Consider the following 11,992-nt stretch of genomic DNA (forward strand, 5'->3'; position numbering starts at 1 on the left):
ATGAGCGAAGTTAAAGACGTCATCGTCCAGGGCCTGTGGAAAAACAACTCCGCTCTGGTTCAGCTGTTAGGGATGTGTCCCCTGCTGGCAGTCACCTCGACCGCCACCAACGCCCTTGGGCTGGGTCTGGCGACCACCCTGGTGCTGACCCTGACCAACCTGACCATCTCCAGCCTGCGCCGCTGGACCCCGGCGGAGATCCGCATCCCGATTTACGTGATGATCATCGCCTCGGTAGTGAGCGTGGTGCAGATGCTGATCAACGCCTATGCGTTCGGTCTGTATCAGTCGCTGGGGATATTTATCCCGCTTATCGTCACCAACTGCATCGTGGTGGGCCGTGCCGAAGCCTTTGCCGCCAAAAAAGGGCCGGCGCTGTCGGCGCTGGACGGTTTCTCTATCGGTATGGGGGCCACCTGCGCGATGTTCGTGCTGGGCTCCCTGCGCGAAATCCTCGGCAATGGCACGCTGTTTGACGGCGCCGACAGCCTGCTTGGCAGCTGGGCAAAGGTGCTGCGCATCGAGGTTTTCCATACGGACACCCCTTTCCTGCTGGCTATGCTGCCGCCAGGCGCCTTTATTGGCCTCGGCATGATGCTGGCGGTAAAATACCTTATCGATGAACGTAGCAAGCAGCGGAAGGCGCAGGCGGCCCGGGCCGACGCTGTCGCCCCGTCTGACGCGACAGGGAAAGCGTAACATGAACAAAGCCAAACGCCTGGCGATCCTGACCAGGCTGCGGGACAATGATCCCCACCCCACCACCGAGCTGCACTTCAGCTCGCCGTTTGAGCTGCTGATTGCCGTCCTGCTCTCGGCGCAGGCAACCGACGTGAGCGTCAATAAAGCGACAGCCAAACTCTACCCAGTGGCCAACACGCCCGCGGCGATGCTGGCGCTGGGGGTGGAGGGCGTGAAATCCTATATCAAGACCATCGGCCTGTTTAACAGCAAAGCGGAAAACGTCATCAAAACCTGCCGTATCCTGCTGGAGCAGCACAACGGCGAGGTACCAGAGGACAGAGCCGCGCTGGAGGCATTGCCCGGCGTGGGCCGCAAAACCGCCAACGTGGTGCTGAATACCGCCTTTGGCTGGCCGACGATCGCCGTGGATACCCATATCTTCCGTGTTTGCAACCGGACGCAATTCGCTCCCGGGAAAAACGTCGAACAGGTTGAAGAGAAGCTTCTGAAAGTCGTTCCCGCCGAGTTTAAGGTCGACTGCCATCACTGGCTTATTCTGCACGGCCGTTACACCTGTATCGCTCGCAAGCCGCGCTGCGGCTCCTGCCTGATTGAAGACCTTTGCGAATTCAAAGATAAAGTTTACGCCTGAGCGCCTTTCTCATGACCATAGCCTCACTCTGGGTTATGGTCTGTATTTATCTATTTAACCCGCCGTTAACACCGCTTAAACCGCATTTTGGTGGGCAATTATCCGGTTATATAACAAACAACTAGCTCATTCATTTTTTATCAATGCAAAATTTCTATATATTTGTGATCCAGATCATGCTCGCAACTCAATGTTGAACGAATGTTATGAAAATGGAAATTAAAGTCAGGTAATACAACGGCTAAGCAAAGATTACCAGGATAATAGCCCATGAATTTTTAGGATAATGGACCATATCACTACCTCACTGCGCGATCAGCAGAATATATCGCCATTTTGGCGAAAAGCGGGCAATCAAAAAGATAAAAATATCAACGATAACGTAACGGTGAAATTTAACTCTGGATAACATTCATATGTCCGGAGCATTATGCCATCCTGATTATGTGTAACAGATTATTACAAAAGCCTTGCCTGATACGCCAGGATAGTGAACATTACCTGCCGTTTTCCCTCCAAGAATAACTATAAAGGCGGCGGTCCAACGAGATTGCGCCCCGAACACCCCCCAGTAAATATGGGATGTAAAAAAAGAGGTATATGTGTCTACTGCAAACAATAAACCAGCAGAAAGCGTGAGTCTGAACGCTTTCAAACAACCACGCGCGTTCTATCTCATTTTCTCGATCGAGTTGTGGGAGCGTTTTGGTTACTACGGCCTGCAAGGGATCATGGCCGTTTACCTGGTAAAACAGCTGGGTATGTCGGAAGCGGATTCCATTACTCTGTTCTCCTCCTTTAGCGCGCTGGTTTATGGCCTGGTCGCCATTGGCGGCTGGCTGGGCGATAAAGTGCTGGGTACCAAACGCGTCATTATGCTGGGCGCTATCGTGTTGGCCATCGGCTATGCGCTGGTCGCCTGGTCTGGCCATGACGCCGCTATCGTCTATATGGGTATGGCGACAATCGCCGTCGGTAACGGCCTGTTTAAAGCCAACCCGTCTTCCCTGCTCTCTACCTGCTATGACAAAAACGACCCGCGTCTGGACGGTGCATTTACCATGTACTACATGTCCATCAACATCGGTTCGTTCTTCTCGATGCTGGCAACTCCGTGGCTGGCCGCGCGTTTCGGCTGGAGCGTCGCCTTCGCCCTGAGCGTGGTGGGGATGGTGATCACCATCATCAACTTCGCCTTCTGCCAGAAATGGGTAAAACAGTACGGTTCGAAACCGGACTTTGCCCCGGTGCATATGGGTAAACTGCTGGCGACCATCGCTGGCGTGGTGGTGCTGGTCGCTATCGCGACCTGGCTGCTGCACAACCAGGGTATCGCACGCATGGCGCTGGGCGTCATCGCGCTGGGTATCGTGGTGATTTTCGCCAAAGAAGCGATGGGCCTGAAAGGCGCCGCGCGTCGGAAAATGATCGTCGCCTTCCTGCTGATGGTAGAAGCGATCGTCTTCTTCGTACTGTACAGCCAGATGCCGACCTCTCTGAACTTCTTCGCTATCCGCAACGTGGAGCACTCGATCCTCGGCATCGCCTTCGAGCCGGAACAGTATCAGGCGCTGAACCCGTTCTGGATCATGATTGGTAGCCCTATTCTGGCCGCCATCTATAACAAGATGGGCGACCGCCTGCCGATGCCGCACAAGTTCGCTATCGGTATGGTGCTGTGCTCCGGCGCGTTTCTCGTCCTGCCTTTAGGGGCGAAGTTCGCCAGCGACGCTGGTATCGTCTCGGTTAACTGGCTGATCCTGAGCTATGCGCTGCAGTCTATCGGTGAGCTGATGATTTCCGGCCTCGGCCTGGCGATGGTCGCTCAGCTGGTTCCTCAGCGTCTGATGGGCTTCATTATGGGCAGCTGGTTCCTCACCACCGCCGGTGCGGCAATCATCGCCGGGAAAATCGCCAACCTGATGGCGGTACCGGAAAACGTCACCGATCCGCTGGTGTCGCTGGAAGTGTACGGCCACGTGTTCCTGCAGATCGGTATCGTCACCGCAGTCATCGCCGCCCTGATGCTGCTGACCGCGCCGAAGCTGAACCGAATGACTCAGGACGACAGCGCGGACGTAAAAGCACGCGAAACCGCGGCAGCCTGACGCCGCAGGGAAAACCAATTATTTTTAAGCCGCTAACGTTAGGTTAGCGGCTTTTTTTTTACCCCTGGCGGGACTAACATACAGAAAACTGCAGCCACGAGGAGTAACGCATGAAACTGTTCTACAAACCCGGCGCCTGTTCCCTCGCCTCACACATCGCCCTGCGCGAAAGCGGCCTGGATTTCACTTTGCAGAGCGTGGATCTGGCAAGGAAACAGCTGGAAAACGGGGAAGATTATCTGCTGATCAACCCGAAAGGTCAGGTGCCGGCGCTGCTGCTGGATGATGACATCCTGCTCACCGAGGGCGTGGCTATTATGCAGTACATCGCCGATCAGGTGCCGGACCGCCATCTGCTGGCGCCCGTGGGCTCCGTTGCCCGTTACCAGACCCTGGAATGGCTGAACTACGTGGCTACCGAACTGCATAAAGGCTTTACGCCGCTGTTCCGCCCGGACACACCGGAAGACTATAAGCCCGTTGCCCGCGCGTTGCTCGAGAAAAAACTGCAGTACGTGGATGCCTCGCTGGCGGATAAACAGTGGCTGACCGGCCATCGCTTCACCATCGCCGATGGTTATCTGTTCACGGTGCTGCGCTGGGGCTATGCGATTAAACTGGATATGGCCGCCTGCGGTCATATCGGCAGCTGGATGGCGCAGGTGGCGGCGCGTCCGGCAGTGGCTGACGCACTGGCGGCGGAAGGCTTAAAGTAAGACCAGACTCTGCCCGGCGGTCTGCCGGGCAGAGTCAGAAAGTTACAGCCGGGTAGCGCTGAAGCAGTGCTCCGGCACGGCAATACGATCCTGCGCCGCCACCACCTGCAGTTCATACTCCTGCATGTTTTTGGTGGTCAACATGATCTCGTACACCGCGGCGGTGACGTGCTCAAGCGCGTCGCGCAGGCTGGCGCCCTGCAGCAGTTTCACCAACAGCAGACCGCTGGTCACATCGCCAACGCCCACCGGCTGACGCAGGCCAAAATCCACCAGCGGCCGGCTGATATGCCAGGCTTCCTCTGCGGTCACCAGCAGCATCTCAAAGCGGTCCATGCTCATGCCGGCGCGGGAAAGATGCTTAACCAGCACCACCTCCGGCCCCTGGGCAATCAGCTCCCGCGCGGCGGCCACCGCCTCGCTCACGCTGGCGACCGGATGACCGCAGAGGATCTCCAGCTCCACCAGATTAGGCGCAATGATATCGCTGGCCGGCAGCGCATAGCGCACGTGGAATTCCGCCACGCCCGGGGCGACGATGCAGCCCTTCTCCGGATGGCCCATCACCGGGTCACAAAAATACTTCGTCGCCGGATTGGCCGCTTTTACCTGACGCACGATGCCCAGGATATGCTCGCCCTGTTCAGCAGATCCGAGATAGCCGCTCAGTACCGCATCGCAGGTCTGCAGCTTGTCAATGTCGGCGATGCCCTGGACGATCTCCGTCAGGTGCGAAGGCGGCATCACACAGCCGGTCCATTTGCCGTACTGCGTATGGTTAGAGAACTGTACAGTATTGAGGGGCCAGACATTGGCGCCCAGGCGGCGCATCGGGAACTCGGCGGCACTGTTGCCGGCGTGGCCAAACACTACGTGAGACTGAATGGCGAGGATGTTCTTCATTTTCTTACCACAACCCTAAAAAGAAAAAGGGCGTGGTTTCCCACGCCCTGGTAGTATTTTTTTATTTCCAGCAGACCAGGCAGTAATTCTTCTTACCGCGGCGCAGCAAGGTGTAGCGGCCAAACAGGCGATCGCTGTCAGCAAAAACATATTCCGGATCGGCCTGTTTTTCACCGTTGATGGTCACCGCGTTAGAGGCGACGGTTTTACGCGCCTGGCCGCGGGACGGCTGCAGCTCGGAATCCACCAGCGCCTGCAGCAGATCGGCGCCTTTTTCCATCTCGATCATCGGCACGCCGTCCTGAGCCAGCTGTTCGAAGTCAGCTTCGCTGAGGTCGCTCAGGTTGCCGTTGAACAGGCTCTCGGTAATGCGTTTCGCCGCTTCCAGACCCTCTTCGCCATGCACCAGACGCGTCACCTGCTCTGCCAGCACGTACTGGGCGCGCGGCGCTTTACCGCTGTTTTTATCTTCTTCTTCCAGGGCATTGATCTCTGCAATGTCCATGAAGGTGAAGAACTTGAGGAAGCGATAGACGTCAGCATCCGCGGTGTTGATCCAGAACTGATAGAATTTATACGGACTGGTCTTTTTCGGATCCAGCCACACGGCGCCGCCCTCGGTTTTACCGAACTTGGTGCCGTCCGCTTTGGTAATCAGCGGCACGGTGAGGCCAAACACCTGGTTCTGGTGCAGACGACGGGTCAGATCGATACCGGAGGTAATGTTGCCCCACTGGTCGGAGCCGCCAATCTGCAGCGCCACGCCGTGCAGTTTGTTCAGACAGGCGAAGTCGTAACCCTGCAGCAGATTGTAGGAGAACTCGGTAAAGGAGATGCCCTGATCGTCACGATTCAGGCGCTGCTTCACCGCTTCTTTATTGATCATCTGGTTAACAGAGAAGTGTTTACCGATATCGCGCAGGAAGGTCAGCACGTTCATGCTGCCAAACCAGTCATAGTTGTTCGCCGCGATCGCCGAGTTGTCGCCGCAGTCAAAATCAAGGAACGGGGCTACCTGTTTGCGGATTTTATCCACCCACTCCTGCACGGTATCCTCGGTATTCAGCTTACGCTCAGCGGCTTTAAAGCTTGGGTCGCCAATCAGACCGGTAGCGCCGCCCACCAGCGCCACAGGTTTATGACCTGCCTGCTGGAAGCGTTTCAGGCATAACAATGGAACAAGATGCCCCAAATGCAAGCTGTCAGCGGTAGGATCGAAGCCGCAATAGAGCGCGATCGGGCCTTGCGCCAGTCGCTCTGCTAACGCTTCCTCGTCCGTCACCTGGGCTACCAGCCCCCGCTCTTGCAATTGTTTAATCAAGTTACTGCTTGCCATCAAATTCTCCATGTATAAACGACTGCACCTCTGCCGGTACACGACTTTTCGCCAGATGCGAAAAGTACATAGAATAAAGCGCCGGCCCTTTCAGCGCCAGCGCTTCGATAACTAATTTCGGCAATTACGGTGCCAGGCGGTCTATTTTCCAGGCGCCGTTATCGCGCTGGTATAAAAAGCGATCGTGCAGGCGATGTTCGCCCCCCTGCCAGAACTCCATCTGCTCAATGCTGACGCGGAATCCGCCCCAGAAACTCGGCAGCGGTACTTCACCCTGCTGGAATTTCTGCTTCAGCTCGAGGAATTTGCTCTCCAGGATACCCCGAGCAGAGATCCGACTCGACTGCTTCGAGACCCAGGCGCCGATCTGGCTGTCGCGCGGGCGACTGTGGAAATATTTGACCACCTCCAGCGTGGACAGGCGTTCCGCTTTGCCGATCACCATCACCTGGCGCTCCAGCATATGCCACGGAAACAGCAGACTGACCTGCGGGTTATTTTCAATCTGATGGGCTTTGCGGCTGCCAAGGTTGGTATAAAACACCAGCCCTTTTTCGTCGTAATGCTTTAGCAGCACAATACGCTGATAAGGTTGGCCGCTTTCATCAACGGTGGCAACCACCATGGCCGTCGGGTCGGCGAGTTTCGCGTCGCAGGCCTGACGCAGCCAGCGCTCAAACAGCGGCAGAGGTTCAGCTGGAAGATCGTGGCGACGCAAACCGCCACGGGTGTATTCACGGCGCAAGTGCGCGATTTGCTGGAGTTCGTCGTTATCAGACATGGCCATTGAGGATATAGTCATAAGGTGGCGTTATTGTGCGCCCCCCGGACAGAAATCTCAACGTTTGGCGGTCTGCAGCCGGCAGTTATCGAGAACGATGCGGTCGCGCTTATAGACGGTGGCGGTATCGCCTTTCGACCAGAAGACATAGACGCCGTCGGTGTAGCGCGCTCCGGAAGCCGACAGCCCCTCTGACAGATTCAGCTGCTGGTTGTCATAAATAAAACTCACCTGCTGGCGTGAGTTATTGCGATGGACCGTCAACGGTTTCTGGTCGCATTGATACTCCAGCGTGTCCGTCTGCATCCGCTCGACAAACTGGTTGTAGTAGCTACAGCCCGCCAGCATAAAAGGTACAACTGCGATAAGAATTTTTTTCATTCGTTTGCCTTCGACTTTCCCGGTCACGGAGGGCACTCCGCCCTCCGCTTAACTTGTCCAGTTTACCGGTCGCGTCGTATTTAAGATTTCAGTTAACTCCGATTCTGCGGCGGGTTAGCAGGGAAAATGGCGCCCAGCACCGTGGCTTCGCTGGCGCCAGTCACGGAGGGCAGATTCCCCGGCAGGCCAGCGATGGTTCGCCAGGCCAGCCAGGCAAAGGCCAGCGCTTCCATATCATCGCCGCTGATCCCCGCTTCATCGGTGGTGGAGACTTCGGTTCCCGGCAGCAGGGCCGCCAGGCGCGCCATTAACAATGGGTTACGCGCGCCGCCGCCGCACACTAACAAACGCTCGCAGCCGCCGCTTAACAATACCTGCTCACTGATGGTCACGGCGGTTAATTCCGCGAGGGTTGCCTGCACATCCTGTGCGCGCAGCCCCGGGTAACGAGCCAGATGCTGCTCCAGCCAGCCGTAATTGAAATATTCCCGACCGGTGCTTTTCGGCGCCGGCAAGGCAAACCACGGATCGCTCAGCATATCCTGCAGCAGCGGCAGGAGCACTTTGCCTTCACTGGCCCATTGGGCGTCTTTATCGTAAGGTTTACCTTGCTTACGCCAGATCCAGGCGTCCAGCAACATATTGCCCGGCCCGGTATCATAGCCGCGCACCGGCTGGCCCGGCACCAGAAGCGACACATTAGCGATCCCGCCAATATTCAGCACCATCCGCCGCTCAACGGGGTGCGCCAGCAGCGCATGATGAAAAGCCGGCACCAGCGGCGCCCCCTGCCCGCCAAGCGCCATATCACGCCGACGGAAATCCCCCACCACAGTGACGCCGGTATGGGCGGCGATCTGGTTGTTATCGCCAATTTGCAGCGTGTGCGGGGCATCGCCCTGCGGCTCGTGCCATACAGTCTGCCCATGACAGCCGATGGCGATGACGTCCGCGGGTTTGAGACTTTCCTGACGCATCAGCGCCAGCACGGCCTCGGCAAACAGCCTTCCGAGGCGGGTATCCAAACGCCCCAGCTGCGAGAGGGTCAGCGACTGGCCCTGACAAATCGCCAGGATCTCTTCTTTTATCGCGTGTGGGATGGGCCAGGTGAGACTGGCCTGCTGCGCCACCATGTTTTCGTTGATAGCGGCTAAAACGACATCAATACCATCAAGGCTGGTACCCGACATAACGCCAATAAAGCGACCCGATCTCATACGTTTTTCCTTCATTCCATGACCCTCGTATGCGTCTCACTCCATCATAAAGTGTCTGCTAATGCTATGTTGTAATAATACTTTTTAACAATAGAGAGACATTTCGGAGAACATCGTAAAGAACCGGCGTTTAGTTTAGGTTGAAGCACCATTAATTATTATTTTTTGTATATCCCGGGGGGAAGCTATGCCCGCCGACGACTAAATGCCATATAATTAACCGCATGGACGTTCAATTGAACACCTTCGGTGAACAGGAGATTCATAAATGATTTTACGTGTTTTGGCTGTATCGATGATTGGTTTTACGCTCGCGGGCTGTGTGAGCAGCAGCGGCCTGTCCGGCGACGTTTATTCCGCATCTGAAGCCAAACAGGTGCAGAGCGTGACATACGGTACCATCGTGCATACCCGCGCCGTACAGATCCAGAGCGGCGACGACAGCAATGCCATCGGGGCGATTGGCGGCGCGGTTCTGGGCGGCTTCCTCGGGAATACCATCGGCGGCGGCACCGGACGTTCTCTGGCCACTGCGGCTGGCGCGGTCGCGGGCGGCGTAGCCGGTCAGGGCGTACAGGGCGCCATGAATAAAACCCAGGGCGTGGAACTGGAAATTCGTAAAGATGATGGCAACACCATCATGGTGGTACAGAAACAGGGCAGCACCCCGTTCTCTGTTGGACAGCGCGTAGCCATTGCCGGCAGCGGCAGCCAGGTCACCGTCTCTCCTCGCTAACACCTGTCACGATGCGGCCAGTTGCGCCGCATCGTACTTATCACCCACATTTATCTCGCCGTAAAAGTTTTGTATTAGCGATAACACATATTAATTTTAATATTTCATCAATCATTGCGCCTGCGCAATATCTTTGCCCACAGCCCCCACTACTCTTATAACCGTTAATATTATTAAGCCAACCCAATCTCGTTGCTGTTGTTTATTATTCTGGAATATTGCCTATGACCAAACATGTGAATCATGTTGTTAGACGTCTTATCATTTATTTTTTTATTTGTTTGCTGGCCGGAGTCGGCATTACCGGATTAACCAGCTCTTTTGAGACCAGATTCAACAGCACCTCATCAATACTATTTCCCCTGCTGACCAGTTTTCTGATGGTTTTTCATATCACTATTGCCTGTTTTATGGGCATGAAATACTGGAGCAGCAAGCGTCGCCTGTATCTGACGCCTGTCGCTTTCGGTTTTGCCTGTTCGGCGTTACTGATGCTGGGCACCCTCAGTAGCTATCCGGACTGGCTCAGCTGTAATCCCGCGCCGGTGGTGAAACAAAATGACGCTGTGATATATTATTTCTTTCGCAATATAATGATGGCCGTCTTATTCACGTCGTCAATTATTTTGTATTACTTTCGCCGACGGATCATGCACTCCTTTAAAGCCCATGTAATGACTTTCGCGGCATGTATTGTTTTTACGTTAATGATAATTTTTTTGTCATGGATCTACTCCAGCCACTCGCCATGGTTGAGCATTAGGTTTATTGACGATCTGAGCCATACTTTTACGCCGCTGTGGCGAAGTATTATTGGCTGGCTGCTGATGGCAGTCTGGTTTATCGCGCTGATTTTAATAATTTGGTTTAGCAAACTGCGCAATATTTTCTGGTACAGCGGCGCTTTTTTTTGCAGCGCATATTTGTTCACCATTTTCCAGCTGCTCTCTGCCGTTGGGGAGCTCGATCAGGCCTGGTATCAGGCGCGTTTTTTTGAAACGCTGTGCACCCTGTTCCTGATCCTGGTGCTGCTGGTAGACGTCTTTATCCTCTATCGCGAGTCTAACCACAAGTATGTCAACTCATACCAGAATTCGATCCGCGACCCGCTGACCCGGCTTTACAACCGCAGCTTCTTCTACGATACCCTCAACCAGCAGCTGGCAAAGGTGAAGGCCCAGCATCCGCTGTCGGTGATCATCTGCGACCTCGACCATTTTAAACGCATCAACGATAACTATGGCCACATCGCCGGCGACAAGGTGATCCAGTTTGCCGCCTCGGTGCTGGACAGCCATTCGCGTAAGGATGACGCGGCCGCCCGCATTGGCGGTGAGGAGTTTGCCCTGCTGCTGGTCAACACCGCAGAGGACGAGGCGCAGGCGATCGCCGAGCGCATCCGCCTGGCGGTCAGCGCCGAGCAAACCCCTCTGCCAGAGCGGATGACCATCAGCATGGGCGTGTATACGACCCATGACGGCAGTGTGACAGCCGAAGAGTGCGTCCAGCGCGCGGACGAAGCCATGTATGAAGCAAAAAACAGCGGACGTAACCGGGTGGTAATCTGGCGACGCCAGGGCAGGTAAAAAAAGGCCCGGGATAAACCGGGCCGCAAAACGATTAATCTTTTGCCTGGAGATCGAGGATATTTTGTTCAAGTTTACGAATTAAGTGAAGCAACGTTTCCACTTCCTGCTTCGAGACCCCTGCGAGGATTTCATCGCGGGTTTTGCCTATCACCTCTTCCATCTCGTTGATCAGCGGTTCGGCTTTTTCCGTCAGCTTGATGCGTTTGGCTCGCCGATCGCTTGCGCAGGTCTGGCGAGAAATAAGCCCTTTCTCCTCCAGCTGATCGAGCGTGCGCACCAGGGACGGTTGTTCAATACCGATGGCTTTCGCCAGCTGGATCTGCGACTGCTCAGGCGGCAGCTGGTGGATGTTATGCAGCGTAACCCAGTGGGTCTGCGTTAACTCCAGAGGTTTCAGGCGATGGTCGATTAGCGCGCGCCAGACGCGAACTAAACGTGCCAGATCAGAACCAAGTGGCGATTCCAATTTCATCTCCTTATAATTAGCTTGCTAAGTTATTATACTGATTTTAGAATAGTGTGCAGCATTTGAATAATCAAAACAAATGAATTACTTGATTCAACAAAAACCAAAACAATGATTTACACTGTTAAAGAGTAGCACGTCCTGAGGTTATCCCTGTTATGGCAAAGGATTTTTGCTTGTGAAACTGAGTCTTAATTCATCCGGATTGCCGCTGCAGGACCTGGTGTTCGGCGCATCCGTCTATTTCCCTCCGTTGTTCAAAGCCGTCCTGCTGGGCTTCTTTATCTGGCTGTTTTTACATCGCCAGCTGCGTGACTGGATGTATGCGGGCGACATCTGGCATCCACTGCTGATGGATCTCTCCCTGTTCGCGCTCTCGGTCTGTCTGGCCCTGGTGTTACTGATTGCCTGGTGATCTTCCTG

14 protein-coding genes are annotated in these 11,992 nt (G+C 55.1%); 7 read left to right on the forward strand and 7 right to left on the reverse strand.

Going from position 1 to position 11,992, the window contains the following annotated elements:
* The 4 genes from ACQUTP_RS03035 to gstA all read left to right on the forward strand — a co-directional run bounded on the left by ACQUTP_RS03035 (position 1) and on the right by gstA (position 4,160).
* Complete coding sequence (locus ACQUTP_RS03035; RefSeq protein WP_017900824.1) at positions 1-699, forward strand: electron transport complex subunit E; 699 nt, start codon at positions 1-3, stop codon at positions 697-699.
* 1 nt (position 700) lies between these two features.
* The gene (gene nth / locus ACQUTP_RS03040) at positions 701-1,336 is read left to right on the forward strand and encodes an endonuclease III (RefSeq protein WP_023289926.1); all 636 of its coding nucleotides are present in this window, start codon (positions 701-703) and stop codon (positions 1,334-1,336) included.
* Between the two features lie 602 nt (positions 1,337-1,938).
* Positions 1,939-3,444 (forward strand): dipeptide/tripeptide permease DtpA, encoded by a 1,506-nt coding sequence (dtpA, locus tag ACQUTP_RS03045; RefSeq protein ID WP_004202855.1) that lies wholly within the window; start codon positions 1,939-1,941, stop codon positions 3,442-3,444.
* A 110-nt stretch (positions 3,445-3,554) separates the two neighbouring features.
* A complete protein-coding gene (gene gstA, locus ACQUTP_RS03050; protein WP_004202856.1) occupies positions 3,555-4,160 on the forward strand; it encodes a glutathione transferase GstA in 606 nt (201 codons plus the stop codon).
* A 42-nt stretch (positions 4,161-4,202) separates the two neighbouring features.
* On the opposite strand, the gene pdxY is transcribed toward gstA, so the two are convergent.
* From pdxY to anmK, 6 genes are all read right to left on the reverse strand, one after another.
* On the reverse strand, positions 4,203-5,063 hold the full coding sequence (gene pdxY, locus ACQUTP_RS03055; protein ID WP_100050969.1) for a pyridoxal kinase PdxY: 861 nt from the start codon (positions 5,061-5,063) through the stop codon (positions 4,203-4,205).
* Between the two features lie 61 nt (positions 5,064-5,124).
* Positions 5,125-6,399 carry a tyrosine--tRNA ligase gene (gene tyrS / locus ACQUTP_RS03060; protein ID WP_004175868.1) on the reverse strand — a complete coding sequence of 425 codons (1,275 nt, stop codon included), beginning with the start codon at positions 6,397-6,399 and terminating at the stop codon, positions 5,125-5,127.
* Positions 6,386-6,523: a hypothetical protein gene (locus tag ACQUTP_RS03065; RefSeq protein ID WP_017901085.1), complete on the reverse strand. Its 138-nt coding sequence runs from the start codon at positions 6,521-6,523 to the stop codon at positions 6,386-6,388. The genes tyrS and ACQUTP_RS03065 overlap by 14 nt, the downstream gene beginning before the upstream one ends.
* Positions 6,524-7,180 carry a pyridoxamine 5'-phosphate oxidase gene (gene pdxH / locus ACQUTP_RS03070; RefSeq protein WP_004202860.1) on the reverse strand — a complete coding sequence of 219 codons (657 nt, stop codon included), beginning with the start codon at positions 7,178-7,180 and terminating at the stop codon, positions 6,524-6,526. It abuts the gene before it with no gap.
* Between the two features lie 57 nt (positions 7,181-7,237).
* A complete protein-coding gene (mliC, locus tag ACQUTP_RS03075; RefSeq protein ID WP_069602978.1) occupies positions 7,238-7,561 on the reverse strand; it encodes a C-type lysozyme inhibitor in 324 nt (107 codons plus the stop codon).
* A gap of 92 nt (positions 7,562-7,653) precedes the next feature.
* On the reverse strand, positions 7,654-8,778 hold the full coding sequence (gene anmK, locus ACQUTP_RS03080) for an anhydro-N-acetylmuramic acid kinase (RefSeq protein ID WP_126065661.1): 1,125 nt from the start codon (positions 8,776-8,778) through the stop codon (positions 7,654-7,656).
* Between the two features lie 268 nt (positions 8,779-9,046).
* Between anmK and slyB the strand changes: the two genes are divergently transcribed.
* Positions 9,047-9,514: an outer membrane lipoprotein SlyB gene (gene slyB / locus ACQUTP_RS03085; protein ID WP_002907749.1), complete on the forward strand. Its 468-nt coding sequence runs from the start codon at positions 9,047-9,049 to the stop codon at positions 9,512-9,514.
* 224 nt (positions 9,515-9,738) lie between these two features.
* Positions 9,739-11,100 carry a sensor domain-containing diguanylate cyclase gene (locus tag ACQUTP_RS03090; RefSeq protein ID WP_023318433.1) on the forward strand — a complete coding sequence of 454 codons (1,362 nt, stop codon included), beginning with the start codon at positions 9,739-9,741 and terminating at the stop codon, positions 11,098-11,100.
* A 34-nt stretch (positions 11,101-11,134) separates the two neighbouring features.
* On the opposite strand, the gene slyA is transcribed toward ACQUTP_RS03090, so the two are convergent.
* Positions 11,135-11,575 carry a transcriptional regulator SlyA gene (gene slyA, locus ACQUTP_RS03095; RefSeq protein ID WP_017901090.1) on the reverse strand — a complete coding sequence of 147 codons (441 nt, stop codon included), beginning with the start codon at positions 11,573-11,575 and terminating at the stop codon, positions 11,135-11,137.
* Between the two features lie 172 nt (positions 11,576-11,747).
* Here slyA and ACQUTP_RS03100 point away from each other — a divergent pair, with 172 nt between their 5' ends.
* Positions 11,748-11,984: a DUF1656 domain-containing protein gene (locus ACQUTP_RS03100; protein ID WP_004202868.1), complete on the forward strand. Its 237-nt coding sequence runs from the start codon at positions 11,748-11,750 to the stop codon at positions 11,982-11,984.
* Positions 11,985-11,992 lie beyond the last annotated feature (8 nt).

This window comes from Klebsiella sp. 2-CIP_Kleb. (assembly GCF_050378715.1).
Taxonomy (GTDB): Bacteria; Pseudomonadota; Gammaproteobacteria; order Enterobacterales; family Enterobacteriaceae; genus Klebsiella; species Klebsiella quasipneumoniae.